Raw genomic sequence first — 24,923 nt, 5'->3', positions numbered from 1 at the left:
AAGAAGCCGGGCGTCCACGTCCCGCCACGAGCCCTGCGTCACGCTCCGGACTGAGAGCACCGACACCGTCGGCAGGGCCAGCCCGGCCTGCTCGCCGTCCACATCCGGCAGGCGGCCGGCGGAGTCCCGGTCGCTCGCGTCGTTGATCTGGAAGAAGGTGCTGCTCAGGACAGTTCGCGTGAACAGGGATTTCAGGGTGGCGCTCGCGTCCGATCCGGCCACCTGGTAGGAGGAGCCGATCCGATCCATCGCCGTGAGGTCGCTGCCCGGCAGACCGATGCTACCGGTGACCATCATGGTGAGCAGGCGCTGCGCCGCGAGCCGCAGCGTCACGGCTCCCCGGGCCTGGCCGGGCCCGAAGAACGCGGGTAGGCGGACCGCGAGCGGGTCGTTCTTCCATCGCACCAGCCGGGCCGGCTCCACCTCCCAGGACGCCAACAACCGGATCGTCGCGGGCCCCGGCGAAACGTCCGCCACGTCGCCGCCCTCCGGAAGCGCTGGAGTGCTCATCGTCTCGGGTACCCGAACCAGCGGCTGTATCGGCACACCGGAGATGACTTCGGTGATGCCGTCCGCGTAGTCGACGACGGCCTCCGGTAGGAGATTCACCGCGAATCGCACCGTCGGCCCGGTGGACGTCACCGTGGTGTGCACCCGCAGCAAGCGCGCCTGGTGACGGTGCGTGGATCGGCCCCGAGCGCCTCCCACCGCACCCCCCGGCATCAGCGCGAAGACCGGGCCGTGCACGGTGCCGTCGCCGGCCAGTCCCTGCAGCGCGCCCAGGTGGCGGCGGGAGACCGTGTCGTTCTCCTCCTGCCGGATGTGGGCGATGTGATGGTGTTCGATGCTCACGTCGTGTCGCAGGTCCCGGAAGACGGGTTCGCCCCTCTGCCGCAGCCGCACGGACACCTCGACGACTCGCCGCCCCGCATAGGTCCGTCGGCGCAGCACCAACGGGATCCCGCCTTCGAGCAGGTCGTCGAGGAAGGCGTTGACCCCGTCAGCGCGGACCCCGGCCAGCAGGTGACGCAGACCACCGAGTACGTCGTCGGCGAGATCGTCGGGCAGCGCTCCGGCGATCTGTTCGGCAAGTTGGTCGTGGAGCAACGCCCTCAGCTCGTCCAGGTCGATCTTGTCTTCGAGAACGTTGATCGTCAGACCCTGCCCGAGCCGCATCGGCTCGGGCGCTCGCCAGGCCCGCTCCCGCCCGAGTGGAGGCGGTAGCAGCCCGGCCAGCAGCCTCGCCGTCGCCGGATCCTGGGGATCGATCAGCAGAGCCAGATCCTGGAGGTCCGACTCGGCGATGTAGACGTACAGTGCGTCGGGGACCGTCGCCTGCCAAGCCGACGACCGCAGCAGCGGACCTCGCCGGTTGGGCAGCATCATCATCAGGTCCCGAGTGACGGGCAGTTCGGTGAGCAGGTTGCCCCACCGTGCGGTGGCCAGGGCGAGGTACTGCAGATCCGCCTTCAGCACCAGGTAGCGGCCGGTGTGCGACCGGTTGCGTTCCTGGGCGCCGGTGACCTCCCGGCGCATGGCCCGGATCCGCTCCCGGTCGTAGTAGTAGCTCCCGAAGAGACGGCCGGCGAAGCGTCCAGCGGGATGGCCGGGAGTCCAGCCGGGTCCGAGCACCACGCCGCCGGTCCACTTGGTTCCCCCGCCTCGCGAGACGAACGCACCGCTGGTGCCCCGGTAGTAGTCCTCCACGGACAGCGCGTCGATGTACTGCTCCAGTCGCCAGTTGACCGGCACGATCCGCGCCGCCACCCCGGCGTGCCAGTCGGCGTAGCTGCCGTCACCGAGCAGACCGCCCAGTTGGAACCCGCCTGGCGCGGTGAGTGTGCTGAAGTGCCCCTTCTGCACCGACTCCTCGAGCGCGTCGTTCAACGCCTCGTTGACCGGGGTCCCCGAGGTGGTCATGATCGGCGATCCGTTGCTGACGTCGCGCATCGCCAGTTCGGCGAGGCTCGTCAACACCCCCGGTTGTACGTCCATCGCGTCGATGTGGGTGGCACGGGTCAGCAGCTGCGACCGGGCACCGTCCAATGTCAGTCGGGCCTCCGCGGGGGCGATCTCGAGTGGTGGGGTGTGCGTCGCGGCGGGAAGGGTAGTCGGCGTGACGCCGGGCTCGACGCGCCAGGACAGGTCCGACGGTGTCCACAGGCTCACCGTCCCCCGCGCCGACTCGTCCCCGGTCAGCAGCCGTTCCGGCGGGCTGACCTGCATCCGCCAGCCGCTGTTGGCCCACGCCACGAGCGCCGAACGCCGCCACCGCGCGGGCCGTCGGTGGTGCAGCCAGAGCGCGTCGAAGTCGAGGTCGAAGTCGAACACCTCCACCCCGGTCGCCCGGTTGGCCCAGCGGTACGTCAGCACCGGTGCGCCGAAACCGCCGGATCTGACCCGTGGCCAGCTCACCTTGCCGATCACGCCGAACCGGCCACCGATCTCGGTGGCCAACGACTTCACCGCCACCGCGAACTCGGGGCCGGTGGAGTACGCCTGCTCACGGGCGTGAGTGGAGCTCACCAGGTCGGTCAGGACCGCGACGTCCACCGGCTTGATCAGGCTTGTGCTCCCGGCATGCCGCCGGTTGCTCAACCTCCCCTTGACCACGAGTTCGTAATAGTCGGAGTGCAGGGGGCCGAACCGCCGGAAGTTCATCCGCATGCCGCTACCGATCAGCGGAGACAGGCCGCCACTGATCGACGAGGTACGCGCCAGACCGGCCGCCAGCGTGCCGTAGTTCTGCACGATGTCGTAGACGTCCCTCAGGTGCCGGTCAGACGGCTGCACCGTCCGCCAGCCGGGGAACAGTTCCGGTTTGCCCGATTCGAGTTCGCCGAGCAACCGGTCGTGCAGGTGACGCAGGCCGGTCAGGTCGGCCACCACCGAGCTTCCGATCGTGGTCGGATGCTCCCTCGACAGGTACCTAGGCGGCTGGATCCGATCGCCGTTGGTGGGTATGCGGCCCACGCCCCTCGGCGCGCTGGTCCTGCCCGGGTAGCGGAACGTCAGATCGGTCACCCGCTGTGGGTTGACCACCCGGTCGGCGTCGGCCAGCCGCCGGACCTCTTCGACCTGCATCCGGACGAGCAGGGTCACCACCGCGTGCTGGGCCGGCTGGTCACCCATCGGTTCGATGTCGAAGGTGACGTCGACCGCGTACAGCGCGGTCTGACCGACGGTCTCGGCGAACTTCTGGCTCACCGCACCGCTGCCGGCGGCGCCGCCGCGAGTCCGTCGGAACGACTTGCCGACCAGCCAACGCAGACCGCCGGACACGGTAATTCCGAACCCTCGGTAACGCGATCCGGGTCCGGCGCCCACTGTGCCGCTGAGGCCGTCGATGACGCCGGTCTCGGCGGCCACCTCGATCGCCTTGGCGAAGATGTGCCGCATCGCCACGTCGTCGTCCATTTCGGTGACGGAGAGCAACTGGGCGGTACCGAAGTCCGCGCGTACCCGCTCCGCTGCGATGGGCTTGGCGTTCCGGTCGTCGGCCAGGACCGGGGCGTACTGGTAGGTGTCCACCATCTCGTGGATCGTGTTGCCGACCTCGCCTCGGTCGGAGAAGTCGTACAGGGTGGCTCGGGCCGACCCACCCACCACCAGGGGCCGGCCCGCCGCCAAGGTCATCGCGTCGACCAACGCCGTCGTGTCGCCGACATCGTCGACGACGAACACCCGTGGCAGCTCGCCCTTGAAGTCGATCGTCGGCGGAAGATCGCCGGCGTTCACCTGTTCCCGTGCGGACGGTCGCTCGCCCGGCTGTGGGACCAACCGACCCGAGGGCGTCCGCCGCAGTTGCTTCAGGTCCATGCCCGACTGCTCGTGACTCTTCTTCCGGAACTGCATCCACCGGACCAAGCGCCTCGACCGCGACTCGGTCTTGCTGGAGCTGCTCGGCTGACGGACGACCGACGACGTGGACGATTCGGTGGAGCTGCGGCGGGAGATGGTCGGTGGTGACCTGTCACCGCCTGGTTCGCTGCCCCAGATGTCCTGCCGGAACTGTGGTGACGGGTGGCTCGACTCGGAGATGACGGAGTCGGCGATCACCGATTCGGCGTCGTTTGACGACCTGACCGAATCGGACACCGAGAGCACGGTGGCCCGGGCCTTGCCCTTCGCGTTCGCCGACGGACGCGTCATGAAGACCGGCACGTCGAGCAGCACCGACTCCGACAGCAGGCGGCTGTGCGGTTCACCGCGTACCGCCTGTCCCGATTCGGCACCGGGGGCGATGCTGGTCACCGTCCACCTGCTGTCCGCGCGGAAGGCGGTGGCGGTGGTGCCGCTGCGCAGCATCCGGGTGTGCAGGACCCCTCTGGACCTGCTCATGGTGCTCGCCGGCTCGTTACGCGTGATCGCGACGTGCACGGCGACGAAACCAGCCGTCAGGGCGCCGAACAGCGCCGAGAACGGGAGATGAACGGTACGCGGACGAAGGAACTTCTTGAGGTACTTCTGTTTGCGCGCGGACATGGTGGCGCTGTCCAGCCGCCGGGAGCTGGGTCCCGTCGACGTCTCCTCGACCAGCGTGTTGACCAGCTTCGAACCGACGTGCAGCTCGATCGGGATGCCGTCGCGACGCATGAAGTACCGGTTGCCGTTGACGAGGAAGCCGCGGTAACGGTGTTCGAGGTCGTACCGCAGCCGCACCATGCCGGGGTCGTGATCGGGTACGCCGCGCCCGACCGCTTCGTGGACCAGCGCCAACACCTGAGCGGCCTCGGCCGGGAGCAGCGTCGCGTCGGCCGGGCCGAGGAGTTGGTCCTTGACCAGGTGACTCGGCAGCTCCCAGCGGTCCGCAGCCCGGTCGACGGGCAGGGCGAGCGCCTCGTCGGCGGTGGGCGGTACAGCTCGAGCCCGGGTGGAGCGGGATCGCTCCTGCCAGGCGCTCAGCACGCGGTGCAGCCGAACCTTGTGCCCCGGCCGTTTGAGCTCGTCGACCAGGTCCACGAGAGCGCGGAGGTCGTCGTTGGTGATCGGCCGGTCGGCGGACCCGCCCCGCCACCCGCGCAGCAGGTTGGTCAGCAGTTCCGGACGCATCCGATCCTGCACACCCGGCGTACGCCGCCACTGCGGGTCACGTCGGACCGCGTCTACCAGGCGCCGTACCCGCCGCAACAGCGTGGCACGCTGCGCCTCGTCGCTCTCGGCGAGTCGGCCCGGGTACAGCGCCTCGGTGAGACCGACGATGTGGAACAACCGTCGCCGAGCCCAGATCGGAATGTCCGGTCGCCGGGCCCAGGGGCGCAACCGGGACATCTCCTGTCCCCACTGCGCGCTGCTCGGTTGGTGATACAACCCGACCGCCTGCGCGGTCTCCCGCAGCCAGGACCCGAAGCCGCCGTCGACGCCGGCCAACCGACTGAGCAGTTCCCACGTCTGCCGGTGCCAGTCGGACAGTTCCGTTCCGAAACCGAACCATGAGGCCAGCTCCGCGTCGGCCACCGCCCGTTCCAGGTCGACGTCGAACCGGCCCAGGTCCGCGCGGAGCAGGGCCACCGATTGTCCGGCGACGGGCGCCCACTCCTCCTGGCCGCCGAAGGCCAACTCCTGGCGGGCGCCCAGGCTCCGCCGTGCCCGCTCGATCCGGTCGCTGAGCTGCAACCATCGGCGATCGAACCGGCCACGGTCCGCGCCGTCCAGGCGGGCCAGCCGGGCTCGCACCTCGTCCGTCGCCACCGGGCGGCCCCGGTGCACGAGAGCGTCGAGCGAGACGGCGAGTTGCTCCGGTCGGTCGCTCCAGAGCGCGTGATACCGGTTGTCGTTCGTGCGCAGCAGGTACAGCATCGGACCGGACTCGCCCCACGCCGGGTAGGACCGGATGCGGTCCGGCTCGACCTCGTCGAAGACCTGGAACCGGAACGCCTCGGTACCGCCGAGGCCACGGACCGCGCCCTGTAGCCACTCGAAGATCTCCCGGTCCCAGTCCAGTCCGGCCGGTACCGCTTCACTGAACCGCAGCAGTTGCGCGGAGGTGGGTACCCGCCGCACGTCGGCGGCCATCGCCAACTCCCGTACCGCCCGCAACACGGCCTGCACCGACGACCCGCCCATGCCCGGTGACAGCGCTTCCGGCAGCCGGGGCGCTGTCCCCTCCCGCTGGTACTCGCCTTCGGCAGTCACCTCCCAGCCGTCTTCGGGCGCTGGCCCAGCCGTTGCCGACAGCAGTCCCTCGGCCGGCCCGGACCAGGCCGGGGCGTAGCTGCCGTCGCGGGAGTCGTGGACCAGGTGGAACAGCGGACCGAGGTCGCCCCGGACCGGCTCACTGACGACGGTCTCGCCGTCGGTCACGAAGACCTGTGCCCGGAAGCCGAGCTCCTGTCCCATCACGGTGAGCAGGGCCGCGTCGGCGGGTTGCTCCGGCACCGTCCCGGCGGGCAGGACCTTCGCCTCGCTGAGGTGCCGCCACAGTCCCTCAGCGGTCGCCGGATGTCCGTGCACGGTCATCAACCGGGCCACCGCATCGGCCATCCCGATCGCGTCGGCGCGGTCGGCGGAGCGTACGTTCAGTCCGTCGGGCAGGCGGACGGCCCGCACGCCGGGCACCGGCGCGAAGCCGCCGCTCCCGGACCTCGCCCACTCCTGCCTGCGCAGTGGGTAGATACCGTGGTACGCCGACTCGTAGACGAAGATCAGCGGCCCGGTGTCGCCCTCGATCGGGTACGCCCGGTACCTGCCCTGGCCGACGTCCTCGAAAGCCTGCAATCGGAACGGAACGGGTTCCGCAGACTGCGCCGCACCCACAGATCGTTTCGCCGACCAGTGCAGAAGCCGGAAGATCTGCCGGGGCCAGGCGAGGTCCGAATACGACGTCAGCCGCGCCTGCAGTTCCGAGCGCGGCGGCAGCCGCGTGCCCATCACCTCGGTCAGCAGCAACTCCACCGTGAGCACGATCTGGTCGGTGCGAGCATCCGCTCCGGTGTCGGTCGCCGACAGTCCCGGCGGGAGTTCGGCAGCGGCGGTCTCCTGGTAGCCGCCCGTCGACGTCACCGGCCATCCGCGCAGCCGATGCAGCGTCTGGCCATCCAGGTACGCGAACACCACCTCGCCAGTGTCGCCCTGCACCGGGTATGCCCGGATACCGCCCGAATCAAGCCGTTCGAAGCCCTGCACTCGGAACGGGACGCCACCGGTACCGGTCGCCGCTGCCCGGAGCCACGTGTACAGCTGCTCGTCCCACCGCTCCGATCCGGTGGGCGTCACCGGGGTCGTCGGGGGCATGTCCCGCAACTGGCGCAACGTGGGCAGCCGTGCCGGTCGCGCTCCGGCGGCCAGCAGTTCCTGCACCACCCGAAGGAAGTCGTCGTCCTCCTGCTCGACGATGCCGGTGGAGTCGTCGAACCACAACCCGGTGGGTAGCCCGGCAACCTCCCCTTCCTGGTACGCGCCATCGGCGCGAAGGTCCCAGCCGCCGGTGTCGCGCACCGGCGCCACCAGCGTCGACGACACGTCGATCTGTGTCGCCATCACACTGACCACGGACTCACGACGATCACCCGGATAGCTCTGCGAGACCTCCCGCACAGCCGCCTCGACCGCCTCGGCCAGCTCAGCCCTGAAGGTGGCCAGGTCCGCGTGCAACCCACCGGCCAACCGACTGGCGCGCATCCGCTGGCCCGGGCCGGGGTTCTGCAGCTCGATACCCGGACGGCTGGCCCACTGCCACGCCTGACCGATGCGCCGCCGCAACACGGACCAGCCGGCCTCCATGACGGTCCGTGATTCGCCGTGCAGCTCATCGATCCGGTCGATGATTTCCCGCTCGACCAGGGGTGTCCCGTCCACGGCAAGCGATCGCAGCCAGAGCACGCTCCGACGCCACTGCCGGGCCGTCGCGACGACCGGGGTCGCGTCGGTGCCGCTAGCGGAGTCGGACGCGTACCGCCCGCCCGGTGTCACCGTGTCGGGAATGCCGAGCCGTGCCTGCCGGATCCGACGCACGAATCCGGGCACCGATTCGGGATGCCCGGTGTCTCCGGCCAGTCGTGCCGCGTCCTGACCCAGGAAGTGGCGGTGGACGACCGACTCGTTCTCCACGTCGACGAACGTGTAGATGAGCTCGTCGCCGTCGCCTGACACCGGCACGACATGGACGAGGTGACTCTCCGGCGGTCGCAGGAATGCCTGCAGCCGGAACCCCGGCTCGCGGTCCATCAGGTCCCGCGATGCCCTGCCCACCCCGTCCATGAGGTCGGCGCTGTTCCGGGATGTCCACCGCAGCAGGTAGTCGACCCACTCGTTCTCCGTCGGGACCCGCTCCGGCGCGGTCCGGGCGATCACCACGCGCAAAAGCGACGCGAAAAACTCCACGTGACTGAGCGGCCGTGACAGATTCTCACGCAGCGCTTCGGGAAGATCGTCGGCACCCTCGTCGGGATGGGTGAACGTGCCGTCGGCGGCACGCTGCCACCCGAGGTCGTCCCGGGGAGCGGCGACCGCCACCGGTGCCTCGACCGGCGCAGGTGGACTGGCGTCCAGCGAACCGAGGTCCGAATCCGCCTCGGCGCTCGAAAGGCGGTTTTCTTCCACCGCGGCCCGGAGGCGGTCCTCCGTCACGCCTGCGAGGCCGTGACGACCGTACACGTCGACCGCGACGTGCAGCAGGGCCACCCGGGCGCTCTCGTCGACGACGTCTCCCTGGCCACCGGAGTGCAAGTCGACCAGCCGCGTCAAATCGGTCAACCGGTCGACGATCCGGTTCGGATCGGTCTCCCCGTCTCCGCCGGCGAGGCCGACCAGGTGGTCGAGCAGCATGAACGGCAGGTAACCGTCATTGCCGCCCATCTCCTGATCGGTGCTGTCAAGAGCGCCGTGACCGAAGGCGTGGCTCCACAACAACCCGTCCAACGGATCGACGGCGATCACGTCGCGGAACTGGCGGAGCGCCGGCGGTGACCCGACGTCGCCGTGCACCTTCCACAGATCGGCGTTCGGGGTCACGCCGTTCTGCGATGCCAACCAATCGGTGAGCCAGATCCCGAGGCGGACGACCGCCCACGGTGTCGCCACCCCGGGCGCACTGATGGCGACCGACTCGTCCCCGAAGGTGGGCACGAGGTCGATGGCCGCGTCGGGTCGAATCCAGATCCGGTGGGGGTCGGCCTGCACCGTCCAGCCCGGCACGAGAGCAAACCGGTCGCCGCCCAGATCGGCCAACTGCGTCAGGTACGACACCGGCAGCGGTTCGCTCTGCGGTTCGGTGTGCACGGTGTAGTAGGAGACGAACGGCCCGACCGCTCTAGTGTGTGCGCGTGAGTACCCGACGAGATGGTCGGCCCGTTCGCCTCGGGCGATCAGGTCCGCCCGCAGCGCCAGGTCCTGGCGATCCTGCAACAGACCGGCCAAGGTCATCGCCGCTGTCGCGTCCACCCGACGGGGCACGACCAGCTCGACGAGGGCGTTCGCCGGCAGGTCAGCGGCCACCCGACGGAGGATCCGCTCGGCCTCGGCTGCGGAGCCCACGCGCACCAGCACCATCGGGCGCGCGGGATGCACCAGAAGGCTCGGTAACGGGACGGTGGCACCGTTCGCCGGCCCGAGCTGGACACCTGCCGGCCCCGACCACGTCACCTCGACGCCCGAGTTCGGGTCGACCCGGATGTCGTGCTCCACACGCCAGTCGCGGACCGATCCACCGGCCCTCATACGGTCGTGAAGGGTCCTGGCGTGCTGTTCGACCAGCGGGTTGTGCAGCAGGGCGAGCATGTCGGCGTGGAACAACTCGACCCGGGCGCGGTCACGCGTCAGGCGTCCACGCAATCGCGCCGAGACCTGGCCACCCTCGACAGTGAGCGCCGCCTCGGCGCTGCTCCACCAGGTGTCGGCCGCCGACCGAGCAAGGCTCAGCGGACCTCGCAGACCTTCGGCCTGCTGATCCCGGATCCTCTCGGCCGGGGCGAATCGACGATCGCCGGGAACGAACGTCTGTCGAAGGTGACGTCGGACGGGTGGAGCGGTGAAGGGACTGTCGACCGACTCGTTGCGCGCCCCTGCGGCGTACGACGCCTGTTCCACCAGCATCCGCTGCTCGGCGCGCAGTATCTCGGCGAAGAGCGTGCCGAGGGTGAGGTCGACCGACACCGGGTCGACACTGAACGACCACTCTGCGTAGCTCAGGGCGACACGTCCTCCTGGTGCCACCTCGACGCGGAGTCGCGGCAGGCCGACCCAGTCGGTCAGCAGATTCGTCAGCTCCGTCCACGCTCGTTCTCGTGCGTCGCCGCCCCCGCTGAGCGCCGCATAGTGGTCACGAGCCCAGGCACGTGCTGCGGCGGTCAACTCGCGATCGGCAGCGTCGAACATCGGCAGGACCGGGGTCCCGGAGCGGTCGGACGTGACCGGCGACAGCGGTCGGTAGGCCATGTCAGTGGATCGGTCGAGGTACAGGACCGGGCGCTCGCCCGGATTGGTGTGCTCTGCGATCGAACCGCTGCGGATCACGATGTCGATGTCGAGTGCACGCGCCAGCAACACGGCCAGGTGACGACTCGCCGTCGGGTCGCGGGATTCCTGAGGCCCCAGGTGCTCCACCAGAGCGTCCGGCCGGCCGTCGAGGACACTACTTAGGGCGCCGGCGAGCACCGGACGTGCTCCGACAAAGTTCAGGACCGGCTGGTCGGTTGCTGGGGCGCGCTCCTGCGTCTGGAGCGTACGCGCCAGTTCCGCGCGCAGGTGACGCCACCGGCTCTCGCGTACCCACCCGTTGAGTGCTGCCTGGACCCGACGCGAGACCTCCTGGTCGCTGATCCCTGGATGCTCACGCCGGATGTTGTCCTCGACGACGGCCCGTCGATACTCGGTCGGTTCCGGCGCTGCTGCCAGTCCCGGAAGCCTCGACACCAGTTCGAACAGCGCACCGGGCGGCACCCCTTCGGCACGCTGCACCGGCTCCGCGCCGACCAGGTCGCGAACGAGGTCGTTGTGCTGCCCGATCTGCGCCGACACGTGGCGTCGAAGTCCCGCCGGGGCGCTGACCCCGGACGGCAGTCGAACTCCCTGCCACCCGGCGGCGTCGATGACGGCGCCCAGCAGACCGTGCTGCGCCCACCGCCCCGGCCGCAGGTGCAACTCCGGCATCGACGCGGAGAACCGACCCGGGTTCCGCCGGGCCAGCCATGTGCCGATCCGGTGCTGCAGGTTCGTGGCGGGTTCGGACCGCACGGTGTTCAGCCAACCGGCTGCGGTCCGGAGCGTCGCGACGTCCTCTTCGGTGGCGTCCTCCGGGCGGGCCGGGGTAGCCAGCCAGACCGAGCGGGCCGCCTCGTACGGGTCGGGGACGCTCGGGAGGGAGGTGGGTGAGGTCCACTCGGGCAGCGGACCCTGCGCCTGGAAACGCTCGTGCCAGACGCGCACCGACTCGTTACTGTTGTCCAGTTGGCGCCACAGCGCAGCAGCGGTTCGGCGCCGGTCGCCGCGTGCGAGGTCGAGGTCAGTGCCGGGTGGTAGTGCGCTGACGAAGGCATGGAAGCGGGCGTAGAGCCCGTGCCAGTACCGCAGCGGCAGGTGGCGCGATTCCCTCGGCCGCACGGCGTCTCGGACGAGGGCCTCCGGGTTGCCCTCGACGACTGCGGCCAGGAACGCGGCCGGGTGTTCCTCGTCGGGAGTGAGCAGTCGCACCTCCGGCCTCCACCGGACACCTCGTGGCAGACTTGCCCTCTCCTCGCCGGGTGGATACCACGACGTCAACTGGAACAGTGTCGCGACCTGCGCGGCTCCCGGCGGGTCCAGGTCCAGCACGTCGAGCAATGGATGGAGATCCGTCCAGCCGGACAGGTCGATCAGCCAGTCGTCGAGCCAGACCAGGTCGGGGTCGAACCGACCGGACCCGTCGCCCAGCGACGGGCCGTCGCCGACCGCGCCCACACCGCCTCGTTGCACCGCCCGAACCAACGCGAGGACGATGCGCAGCCGGGCCTGCAGTCCCGCGAGACCCAACTCGAGATGCAACGGCATCGACCAGGTACGCACACCGCCGCCGGTGCTCTCGAACGTGTCGTCCCAATCGACCGGCGCGCTGAGGGCGGCGCGCTCCGGGCCGGACGACATCCGCCGCAGCAGGTCCGAGTACGTCGCAACGGCCTCGTTCAGCGCATCGAGCGGGAAAGAGTCCGTCTCCGTGCCGGGAGTCCTCACCTCGATGGAGAGCGCCACCACTGCCCGGCCGTCCCACTGCCGCAACTTGTCGACCAGCATGCCGAGCGCGCGCCAGACCGCAGGACTGTCCACCAGGCCATGTACCGCGGACTGATACCCCGCCGGGTGCACCATCTGGTGCTCGCGGTCCATGCTCGGCACGGCATTCCGGAGCCCCTGCCACACCGGCGCCATGTCGTGGCTGATCTGCTGGAACGTCCGGGTGAACTCCCCGTCCTCGGAATCTCCCTTCGGCCCGATGGTGAGGTGCAGGCCGAAGGTGGTGCCGGTGTCGGGCCCGGCCAGGCCGCCCAACGCGTTCTCGACGAGGTACGGCAGAGGGCTCACGCCGGCTGAGACGCGTTCCCGCAGCCATCGCTCCAGTTCCTGCGCCACTGGCCGCGAGCCGGGAACACCGAGGTCGGGCCAGTCGTCCAACCCGTCCGCAGCGACCTCGTCCACCCAGTTCGGTCTCTCCAGGTCCCACGGTGGCCGTGGCATCGGAGCGGAGAGCAGGTTCGTCCAGTCCGCGTCCGAGGTCCCGACGACGAAGCGGTACGCCGCCCGGATCGCCTCGTCGGGCAGGGCCATCCGCCCGGTGATGAATTGGCGGGCCAGGGCCGGCCAGGGCTGCTCGGCCAGCCGACCGGAGAAGTCCGCGTTCCCGTGCACCGCCGCACGCAGCACCGTCTCCTGCCAGCTCACACGCTCGCCCCGCTTGTCGGTGGACGTGCTGAGCCGGGCGGTGAGGGCTTCGGCGTCGAGGCCGGACGTCGACGTGTCGACGGCGAGGATCTCACGTACGCGGGCAGCGCTCGGGGGCCGCGGCGCTTCGAACGACGTGTGGGCGACGGTGGGATCGCCGAGCACCCGGCCCAGTCCTGACGCCGGTGGCTCGGTCTGGTGGTGGACCGGCTTCCCGCCGAGCACGAGTCCGGCCGCCTGGGCGCGAAGCGCTGGATCGGTGAGCAGTCCGATCAGTCGGTGTGCCCGGTCTCCGAGCCGGTGCGCGCCGCCCACCTGCGACGGGTCGCGGAATCCGGGAGCGGTGAAACGCCAGGCCCACTGCTCCTGGGACAGCGGTCGCCGGGCACCCCGGACGAGTGCCGCCGCGATCCGCACGCGGGCCTGCAGGACACCGGGCCAGACCTGGCCGGGAGCCATGGTGAACGAGACGTCATCGCCCGAACGCCAGTTGGCGTGAAGGACGAGTGGGCCACTGCGGTGCTGCTCCAGGAATTCCTCGTAGGAGGCGAAATCCCGCATCCCATCGGACGGGTACAAGTCCTCGTCGGTGAAGGGAGTCAGCCCGGCAGCCGTCAACACGTCGGCCTGCGTGTAGTAGAGGTGCGCCAGCCGGAGGTAGGCGGCAGCGTCGCTGCCGTACCCGGAACGGATGGAGATCGCCACTTTCGTGGCGGCGGCATGCGGCGGGATGATCTCCGTGAGACGAACCAGTCCGGCCCAGTCACCGCGGTGCGGTCCCAACTGGTAGAGCAGGTCGTTGCCCAACAGCGTGGCACCGGGCAGTTCCGCGACCAGTTCTCGCAGCTCACCGACCCCGGTCAGAGAAAGTCGGATCGTCACGCCGGTCGGCGCGGGGGCCTCCGGCAGGAACGGCACCAACCACGCGCCGGGCTCACGCGCCCGTGCCAACGCCTCGATCGTCCTGAGCGGATCGGGGCCACCGATGAACCGATGGAACAGGTCGGCGGCCTCGACGGGCTCTGCGGTGGCCAACGCCGTGGCTTGGATGGAGCGATCGCTGTACCGGTCGAGAGAGGCCGAGCCCTCGCGGTTCCACACCCGCCAGAGCTGCTTCGGACCGAGGGCATACTCCTGGTGCATGGACTCCGCCCATGCCTGGTAATCCGTGACCACCTGCTCGGTCGTGGGCCGTCCCCCGCCTGGCGCGGCCGGTGGCCGTCGGGTGTTCGCATACAGCGCCACCGACTCCGGTGCGCTGTGCAGCAGCTCCGCGATCTCCAACAACCGGTCGACACCGAGCCAACTGCCGTCGTCGTTGAGCAGCGTCGGAAGATTCGACGGGACGGTCCCCGACCGCAGGACGAGCCGGAACAGTCGATCCGTGAGCGTGTCGCCAGACGATCGCCGCGCCCAGTCGGGCCGGGCCCGGATCGCCTGGGCGACGTCGTACGCGACGCTGAAGCGGTCGCCGTTTGATTCCTGGTTGAGTCGGCCGAGGTCGTCGTCGGGTCCGAGCAACGCCGGGTCGACACCGAGCATGGATGCGAGCGCGAACAACTGCGCCGGGTCATTCACTCCCAGGCCTCGGGCCTGGTCGACGACCCGGTCGGGGACCTTTCCGATTCGGAGACTGAACGCGTCCACCCAGCCGACACTGATCCCCAACCGGTCGGCCAACGCCGTCCGCGCCGGCTGCGACAGGTTCATCCGCTTGGCCAATGCTCGCAGCAGTGTCCCGTAGGTAGGCAGGTGCGGCTGGTCGCCGTCTTCGATGAGATCGACGACGCGCGTCTCCGCGGTGAAGTCCAATCCCCACTGCCAGGTCAACCACCGGCCGATCAGTCGGCTCCGATCGGCCCCCGCCCGCCAGCTGCTCGCGCTGATCCCCAGGTCGGTCAGACGTCTCATCGGTAGCGTGGCCGCCTGATAGGTGTCGGCGGGAACCAGGTCTGGATCGCCCCAGATCCGGGCCTTCAGACTGGCGCTAATCGACTCCAAATTCTGTGTCCAGAATCTGGATTCCCGTGGCAGCATGTCGGCGATCGGAGCGAACTGGTGCAGGTGCACCTGCCACTCCAGGGCCAACTCCATCAAGCCGACCTGTGGCGGGCCGAGCGGCAGTCCATATGATCGCGTCGCCGCCAGGTCCCCACCGCCCGACCAATGCGCATAGTCGAGCACGTCCTGCAGCGGCGCCTCCATCCTGCGCGCCTCGTCGAGCACCGCGAGGTGGTCCAACCACGGCCGCGTCAACATGTCTCGCGCGATGGCCATCTCAGCAACGTCGAACCGCTCGCCGAACCACCCGGCGAACCACTGGTCTGCGGCCCGCTCGACAGGCAGCGGGCTGATCGCCAGTTCGTTCCTGGGCTGCCGGTACGGGTGTCTGATGCGATCGAGGAGGTTTACAGCGCTCAGCGATCCCGGACGCGCAAGGACGTCCTGTGTCTCGGCGTCCATCAGGTCGTACAACTCGCCCGGCGTCAGTCCGTCGGTGCCCAACCTCGACGGGGTGTGCGTGGCGATCCACAACGCCCACCAGGGCGCATCGGTCACATTGTCGAGGCTGTTTCGAAGGTTCGTCACCAGCTCCGCGACGGAGAGCCGGTTCGGCTCCGTTACCGGCGGAGGAGATACCGACAGCAGACGAGCCGCCGACCGGAAGGGCATGAGGTCACTCGGGTCAGCGTCCATCCGCCAACTCCACTCGACCAGGACCTGCGGCCGCACATGTGCCCGATATGCCAGCTTCGGCAGGTAGGTGGGCAGCTGACCGATTTTCCGGGTCAGGTCGAACAACCAGTGTGCCTCGCCGTCATCCAGTTCCATCCGCTCGGCTAGGCCGACCATGCGGGGTAGGTCGGCCCAGGCGTTGGCGGCCAGTGCCCGCACCTCGTCGACGGACACCCCGAACCGGGTCGCCCACCTGGCCGCCTGCTCCGTACCGACCGGAGGCACGTGCCGATGCGGCAGGTCGGACGGCGCCAGAGCAGCGAGGAATCCTTCGATGTCGTCCAGCGGCCGGTCACCAAGCATCCGATAGAGCTGTAGTCGCAGGTGCCGAGACCGCAGATCCGCCAGCAACGCCGTGACCGGGAAGCCGAGCCGACCACTCAGTGACGCAAACCGGACGAGCTGCCTCGGCGTACGGAAGCCGTACTCCTGAGCGACATGGACGACCGCTTCTCCGACCGATCGTCGCGGACCGCTCTGGGCGGACGCGGTCACACGCCGCACGCCCTCCCGGACCACGTCACCGATCATCAGCAGCGCGGCCCAACTGTCCGCTGCAGAGTCCGTCCACTGCGCCACCCTGGGCCTGCTCGACGCCGTGGGTGCTACGGGCTCCGGTGGCCGCGACTCGGCACTGTACGGCGGCGGATCGACCTCGGTGCCGTTCGCCGCCGACCTCAGCTCGTCGACCAGTCGATCCAGCGCGTCGGCATCGGGAAGGCCGAGTTCCGCCACCACCGGCGACGGATCATCACCACGATGGTGCTGCTCCCAGGCCCAGTTGAACGATCGTGACCTCAGGTCTGCCGGCAGCGCGTCCAGCAACTCCAACGACACGCCCCGGTCGTTGAGCCACCGCAGCACCGGCAGGTCAGCCGGGTCCAGAGTCAGCCGCCTGCCGACGTCGGCCAGCAGGCTCAGGTCGTTGTCGGTGTACACCCCGTACGGCCGCAGCCGCCGCCGCAGGTCGGCCAGCAGCTCGTCGGGCGCGACGTCGGCGCGTCCGACCATCGCCGCGGCCAACTCGCCACCGAGCACCTCGATCGCGTACGGATCCACGCCAAGTTCCATGGCGAGCGCGAACCAGGCCCTTAGCACCCCCGGCACCTGCGGCGCACCGGACGGGTTCGCGCTGAGCAACGTCAGGTCCCGACCGCGCCCGTCGATCTCCACGCGCCGCGCGGCGATTTCCCGCGCCACATCACGTTGCCGAGCGGCGGCGGCGGTCCGCGCGTCGCGGACCTTGTCGACGTTTGCTGTTACCTTGGCCAGCTTCTCCTGTGTTTTGGTAAGTTCCGTGACCAGGGCCGCATCGTCTCGCTCCCGGCCGTGTTCCACCCGACGCCGGAGATCGTCCGCGCGGATCTGGAGGCGCTCAGCCTCACGGTCGAGGCCGGTCGACTTGGCCCGCCAGTACCCATGGTGATACTCGGCCGACCAGTGCGCCCGCACGGCCCGATCCAGCTCGACCTCCGCGTGTGCCAACGCGCCGCGCGCCTGGGCCAGAACCGCCGCCACCGCCAACGGCTCGATGCGGCCCAGCTCCGGCACCCGCTCGATGAGCTGCACCCAGCGCAACAACCGGGTCAGCCGGGCAGCCTCGACCACCAGGTCGTTCTCATCGATCACCCCCAGCAGCTTCGCCAGACGCCAGAACTCCGCACCGTCGAACCCGAACGGCTGACTCCTCAGCAACCCATCCCAGGCGTCGGTGCCACCCAGCGCATCGGTGAGCGTCTTGTGCTGCTCGGCGCTCAGCCCCGAGGCCGACGGTGCTCTCCGCTGCTCGGTGCTCGGCTTGGACACCGACGGTGCCTCCCGTTCGTAGGCGGGCGACTCGTCGTGCAGTGGAACGGCGTCGCGCATGATCTGGTCAGCGTCGCTGGGCGACACCGACAGCTCCACCGCACCGTCCAGCCGGAACGCCAGTGGCAGCGCTGCCGCCGAACCCGTCGGAGTCACCTGTGCCAGCAGCCCCACCCGGATCCGCTCGCGGGTGGTGCCATCCCGATCCGACCGGCCGAGGCGCACCCCGCCGAACATGGCCACCTGCACCCGGATCGGACCCACCGCAATACCGGATCCGCGAAGCGCGTCGGGCAGCAGCACGGTCAGCCCCGGCGCGGAGAGCGCGTGATGGATTTCGTCCAGCATCTTCGGGTCGGCCACCGCCGGGTGGGGCCGCATGCCGCCCCGGGCACTCGCCGACCGGCGGTCCGTCCAGCGGCCCGAGTGAAGGTCCGCCATCACCGCGTCGTTGAGCGCACGCACCGATGTCGGGACGATCGCGCTGACCTGGATCTGCCCGTTCCGTACGGCGTCAGTGGTAACCGCCAGCGACCGCAGGCCGAGCGCGCGGAGCGTCTCCTGCGGACCGCCGGGCAGTGCCGGCACCGGTGCGGTGCCATCGCGGTCGATCCGCAGCCTCGGCTGCATCAGGATCTCGTCCGTCACCGTCACCTGCTGATCGAGCAGCACCGCACGGGTCTGTGGCAGATCCGTGACCGGTTCGAGGCTCGGGAGTCCGGCCGGTATCGGCCCGGTGTGCTCCAACCGCAGCGTCACCAGCAGCGGCGCCTCGTACCGATGAGCACCCTCAGCCGACTCGACGTGCCGGTAGGGGCCAGCCGACTCGGCTCGCACGACCAACCGGAACCGTTCGTACCCGGACCTTCCGGACCGAGCCGGGCGGAAGATCACACCGGCCTGAAGTTGTGCGGGCGGGATGGCCCTCAGGCGCTCGGTGGAGAGCAGCTCGGTCAACCGGCCCGTCGACCGACCCGACGCAGCGGACATCTCCCAGCGACTCTGCGCGAACTCCCGCGCGTGCGCACCGATCAGACCGGTCACCGCAACCACCAGCGGATCCGAGACAGCCGGGTCCGGTGCCGAGAGTGAATGTTGCTCGTGCTCAAGGGGAAGGGCTGCGGAGGGCACGAGCTCGGGCGGCCAGCTCACCGCCACCGGCGTCTCGACCGGATTTGGCGGGCTGGCGGTGAGCTGCATGTCGTCCGGGTCGCCACCGGCCGGTTCCGCCTCGCGGGTCCCGGTCGATACCGACGCCGCCAGTCGGACTCCCCAACCCAGCCGCCTGTCCAGCGCGGTGAGGTCGGTCCGCAGCGCGTCGAGCGCATCCTCGACCGCCGGATCGTCGACGAGCGGTGTCAGGAAGACCCGCAGGCGACTCGGCTCGCCGTCGTTGAGCTCGGTGCGCAGCGTGTGACCGAGTTGAGCCAGCAGGGCGGCACCACCGACGACCTGGTGATCGCTGGCTGACTGACCATTTAGCAGCGGCAGCCCGTCAGGACCTGGCTGGTAACCCACCACCACGACGCCGTCGATCTCGGGCAGCAGGGGAAGTACCGCCCAGACGTCGAGTGGTATCCGGCTCAGGTCCGCACCGGGCCACCAGAGGGTTGCCGCCTCGTCACCGGTCGCCCTGGTGCCCTGGATTACCCGGAGCAGCCACTCGTGCGAGCGATCGTAGGACGGGCCGAGCGCAGACCTGGCACCGTCCGAGACCGCTACCGGCTCCAGCACTCGCATCAGGTGCAGCGGAAGTTCCCGGCTCAGGTCCTCGACGTGGCGCGCGGGAACGACCCGCTGGACCAGCGTCCTCGCCCGGGTGACGGCGGGATGCGTCGGATCTCCCGCCATCGTGTGCACGTGCCACGCCGCGCGCAGTCTCGGCATGGTCAGGCCACCCGGACCGTACGCGACGGCCGCCAGTCGTCCCGCTGCCAGCAGGGCACGCCGGGTAGCGAGCGCGTCGGAGTAGGGTACGGCCGGATCGAGCACTCGCAGCCGGTCCGCCAACTCAGTCAGCGCGTCGACTGCGCGCGACGGTGCCACGAGCACGTCGACCGGGCCGATGCCGCTCAGGTGGAGCAGGGCGTCCACCACGTAGTACAGCTCGTAGTCGGCGGACTCCAACAGCCCGAACGGGTCTTCGCCGGGGGACGGGACCTGGGCGGCGGCACCGGAAACCGGGACGTACTCGGCGCCGAAGGCGAGGCGTACTAGCTCGCGGTCGCGGTCCTCGACGGCGTGAAGCACGTCATCGGTGACGGCCGCTTCAAGGTCGGTGGGTGTGCTCGCCGGCCGGAACACGTGGACGAAGCCCTCGTCGACGGTGGCACCGACCTGACCGGCCAGGATCCGGGCCAGCCAGAGTCCGGCGCTGACCACCGCCCACGGCGTCTCCTGGCCGGGGCTGCCGATCACCACGCGCACGCCCGGCAAACCTGTGAGGTCCGGCTGCCCGTCGGCCGGGCCGATCCAGGCCCGGTCGCCCACCGCGACCACATGCCAACCCGGGTACAGCTCGAAGGTCCCGACGCCCACATTCCGCATGAAATAGGGGAAGGGCATCGGCGACCACGGTGGCCGCGAACTCGGGTGCACCACGTAATAGGCGGCGAAGGGTGCCACCGTCGGCACATGGGTCCGGGCGAACGGCACCAGGTGACGGCTGGACCGGTCGGTAGGAGCCACCACGTGCGGGGCGACAACCAGATCATGGTCGTCGTCGAGCACGATGGCGAGCCCCGTCAACTGGTCGACGGTGAGCAGCCCCTGTCCCTGCCCATCGTGTAGTTCTACCAACGCCCGTCCACGCAGGGACGACGCCAGCTCGGCCACCACCCGCTCGGCTTCGACCAGGTCGGTCAGGTGGATCAGCACCAGGGGTCGATCCGGGTGGGCGAGCCGATGTGGTGGCGTCACCGCCATGCCCTGCGGGCGTACGAAGCTGCCCGCCGCGATCGGCTCGACCACGTACCCCGGGGGCGGCACTAGCTGCGCCTGCGGCTCCTGTCGCCAGTCCCGCACCGCACCGCGAGAGTCGAGATCGAACTGCACGAGGTGGGCCTGTGCCTCCAGCGGCAGGTTCAGATACCGTGTCATCGCATCGGCGAAGTGCCGGAGCACTCCGGCGTGTCCGCGTGCCAACCGGCCGCGTACTCCGGCGTTGAACCGGCCGAGCCGATCCACTTCGTACAGAAGATGCGCCGTCACATCGATGCGGACCTGCGCCGCACCGGCGGCCGCGATCGCCGCCTTCGCCCGAGCATGGCCCTGCAGGTTCAACGCCGAACGCAGCAACTCGGCGATGCGGTGTCCCGGACTACCGGCGACCACCGCTGTCGCCAGGAGTTCTGCCCGGATCTGGTCGTCCTGGACGTATGACCTCAGCTCGACACCGTCCAAGCGGCTCGCCAGCATCTGGCCAACAAGCGTGGCCTGCTCGACGTGAACGAGCTCGTGCATCAGCGTACGGAACAGGTGCGCGACGTTCCCGTCGGTGAGACCGATCGTCCATGACTGCCAGTCGAAGCCGCCCGAACGGCCCTCGGCTGGCTGAAGGATGTGGAAGTTGCCCTGGCGCACTTCAGGCAGCCCGGCATGCCGCAAGACGAGGTTCGCCAGGTTCCGCCAACCTTCCTGCTGCGGGGCTTCTCCCGACCCGCCGGAGAGCCGCGCGTAGTCGGTGTGAACCAACTCGCGTACCGCCTCGTGTAGCACCAGGTCGGCGGTTACCAGGAGCCGGTGGTCCAGCAGCGGGTCCGCCGGTGCGAGTGCCACAGCCGCTTCGGCTGGCACAGGCGGGCTGGCGGTGATCTCGGTGGGTCCGGTCGACGCCGGCCCCATCTCGGAATCGACGGCGTGGCGCTCGTCGCGGTCCAGCCGGGAGGGCGTGGCGACGGCGACCGGCCCCGGCACGGCGTCCCAGGCGAACAGCCGGTCGAGTTGCCGCTCCCGCTCGATGGCCGGACCTTCCATCGGCAACGCGGCGTACTCGAAAAGCATCGAGGCGTGCGCGGCGCGGGCCCGAACCATCCCGAAGGCGAGGTCGGCCAGGTCCCGCAGGCTCCGGTCCGGCTGGGCGCCGGAGGCCCGGTAGCGTTGCACCGCATCGGTGTACGCCTGGTACGCGTCACGCCGCCGCGCCTCCACCGCCTCGGTCGCCCCACGGTCGACGCCGAGCCGGCCCCGGTACAACTCTTCGCCGTACTCGTAGTCGGCAGTGCCCTGCACGGCCGGGTCGTCGAGCGCGGCCTGCAATACCCGGGTGTCATCGATGGCGATGTGCCGCCGCAGGTCCGCCACGGTGCGGTGGGTGGCCGCCAGATAGCGAGCCATCAGGAAGTACTGCTCGACGTGCTCCCATTCGTGCCGCATAGTGGTGACCACGTCCTGCCACGTGGCCAGCCTGTCGGAGAGCAGCAGCCGCCATTGCCGGTGCGCGAAGCCACCGTGCAGGTCCTGGGCCTGAGTACCGCGCGCACGGCCAGGGGCGTAGAGCGTCGGATCGAACACCGGCACCGGTACGTGTCCCGGCCCGGCCGGGTTGAGCGTCTCCGACAGGTACGCCCAGAGCTTCTCCTTGGCCTCCCGGGTGGGCCGGCCGGTGAGACCGTGTCCAATCCGGCGCGCCGCCTCGTGGTACTCGACCAGCCGGCGGTCCTCCGGCAGGTGGTGGTCGAGTCGCTCGGAGACCAGCTCCTGCGCCTCCAGCTGGGCCAACTGCTGCTCCGGCAGGCCACGCATGTGCGTTGCCAACTCGTCCCACACCTCGCTGGGCGGGTTGGCACCGGGCGCACCGACGAGGACCAGGGTCTTCCCGTCGTCGGGGCGGGCGAGGAAACTGGTGATCGCCGACTCAGACACGCCGGGTGGCCGGACCCAGATCAGATTCGGATACTGCACCAGGGTGTGGCCGGCGACCATCGGCCGCGTCGAAGGTCGACCGCTCGGCGTGGCCTGGCGATCGACCAGGTACCAGCCGTCGTCCGCCGAGCCACCGCCCCGCATCCGAGGGAACGGTACCGGCGACGAGGCGACCACCTGGCCCACCGGCACAGCCATGACCGCTCCGGCCGGTAGGTGCTGGTCCACCAGCGACCGCAGCTTCTCCGGCGTCGTCTGCCTGCCGGTACGCGGCATCTCCACCTGCTGCCGACTGGCGATCGCCGGATCCAGCGCCCGCAGGTACCGGCCAACAACGCTCATGTCGGTCACTGACCGGTCAACCTGCAACGCCTCCCGCCCGGACACCAGCGGCGCCCCCGCACGTTCAGCCGACGACTCCGCCGGGGCCAATCCCCGATAGAGGCGGTACGTGTCGTCCCGCTCGCGCCGGATCTGATAGCCCATGGGAACGGCAGCCGCGCGTCGGGCGAGCTGCTCCTCGCGGGTACGCCGCTCCTGCTCGGCCTGCCACGTCCGCAACGCCTGGTCGAGCTCGCGCCGCCACCGTTCCTCCTCGGCCTGCCGGACCCTCTCGGCCAGCCGCGCCGCCTTCCGCTCGTCGAGCACGACGGTGACACGCTGCTCGTACGTCAGGCCACGGCCCTCGCCACGTCCCCGCAGCACCGTCCACTCGTGCTTCGTCAGCGGTCCGGGCAGCTCGCGCGGCGGCAGCAGGACCGGTTGCCGGTTCCCATCCAGCACGATCCGGACTCCACGGTTGCCATAGGGGCTACGCCCCTGCTCGGCCAACTCCACCTTCCGCCGCAGTCGTTCGGCCCGTCGTGCCTCGTCCGCGCCCCCGGCGGCCGCCATCTCGTCCAGCACGGCCCGCCCGCGCTGCACGAACGACCGTAGCGCCTCCACCACATAGCGCCGCCGCAGCGGCGACAGACCCGCGCCGAGCCCTTCGCCGTCGAGGATCCGTTGCTCGTCCGTCGAGGGGTTCACCACCACCGGCACTGGAGGGATCCACGTTCCGGGCGGCGTCGACGTCGGCGTCGATGGCACGGGCTGCTCGTCGGCCTGGCGAGTAACGTCGCCGGTCAACACGGCTTCCAGATGAGCGATGCGGTCCAACCGCCACCACCGTTGCGAGACAGAGCCGCCAGGCAGAGCGTCCCAGGCGCGCAGCTCCGCCAACTCGACCTGCACCTGCGTGGTCCGCCAGGCCCAGTTGCGCTCGTCGATCACCAGGCCGACCCGCTGGTCGTACGGCAGCCCCTGGCCCTCACCCCAGCCGCCCAGCACCTCCTGCTCCGCCTCGGTCAGCGGATCATCGGGTCTGCCCGGCGGGAGCGGCCACAACGGCGGAGTCTGCACTGGCAGGGCACTCCGGCCACCAGCCGAGCTGTCGCCCACAAGGTTTTCCAGGTCAGCGATGTGCTGCGCCCGCCACTCGTGATCCGACGTCGGCTCGTCCGGCAGCGGCTCCCGGCCCCGCAGCTCCACCAGCTCCAACCGCAACTGCTCGGCCTGCCACGCCAAGTTACGCTCGGTGACCACCACACCGATCCGCTGGTCGTAGGACAGTCCCTCACCCGCGCCATGCCCGGCCAGTACACCCCACTCGGCCCGGGTCAGCGGGACTCCGCGTACCTCACGCGGCGGTAGCAACCCTGGACGGCCGTTACGGTCGAGCACCACCCGGACGCCACGGTCCCCGAACGGGCTGCGTCCCTGCTCGGCGAAGGCGATCTGGCGCCGGATCTGCGCGGCCTGCCGCAGGTCCGAAGCGCTACCCGCCGCCGTCAGGTCGTCCACCCGGGTACGCGCCTGCTGCACGAACGACCGCAGCGCTTCCACGGTCTGCACCCGCCGAGCTAGTGACAGCCCCTCACCGAGCCCCTGGCCCGCCAGGATCCTCAGCTCCGGCACCGGCGGGCGCTCCACGATCGCCGCCGGCGGACGCTCCCTCGTCTGCACCAGAGGGGCCGACTGCCCGCTTCTCGGACGCTCACGTACCACCGACGGGCTATCGACCGTCCGTACCGGCGGAACTGATTCCTCGATCACCGGCAGCAGCGCGCCCCGCTCGCTGACCACCACGGTCTCCGGTCGCGGGGGTGCCGACTCCTGGCCCTTTTCCAGTACCTCCCACTCCACGCGCGTGGAGGAAGTGCCAGACCTGCCGATCTCACGCGGCCGGATGCTCGGGCTACCGTGCGGGTCCAGAACGACCCGGAACCCGCCGTCCCCATACGGGCTGAGTCCCTGCCGGGCCAACTCCACCTGCTGCCGCAGTGCAGCGAGGTGCCCCTCACGCGCCGTAGCAGCGTTCGTCCCCTTCATCCATGTCTCGGCACCCTGCACCCACGACCGCAGCGCCTCGACGGTCAGCACCCGCCGCCCCGGCGCCAGACCGGCACCCAAACCCTCGCCGTCGAGAATCCGCTGCTCTACTTCGGACGGGTTTCTCACCCGCTCAATACGAGCCTCCAGATGCGCCAACTGCGGTGGCAGCCCCGACGGCAACTCAGCCTCGACTGTCTCGGCCTGCTGCACCGATATCCGATCATTGAGCACCACATTCACCCGCTGATCAGGACGCAACCCCGCACCCGCACCCCGCCCCTGCAACACCTCCAACT

Annotated in this window: 1 protein-coding gene (only partly in view); it reads right to left on the bottom strand. The window is 70.0% G+C overall.

The features are described from left to right. A protein-coding gene (locus ACWDVW_RS05985; protein ID WP_449945388.1) for a hypothetical protein crosses the window boundary here: on the bottom strand, positions 1 to 24,753 show its 5' portion. 14,286 nt of this gene lie to the left of the window's left edge; the window shows 24,753 of its 39,039 coding nt (coding positions 1–24,753); the start codon lies at positions 24,751 to 24,753; its stop codon lies beyond the left edge, outside the window. Positions 24,754 to 24,923: the final 170 nt, after the last annotated feature.

It is taken from the genome of Micromonospora sp. NPDC003241 (assembly GCF_053589795.1).
This window is presented reverse-complemented; position numbering and strand designations above follow the sequence as displayed.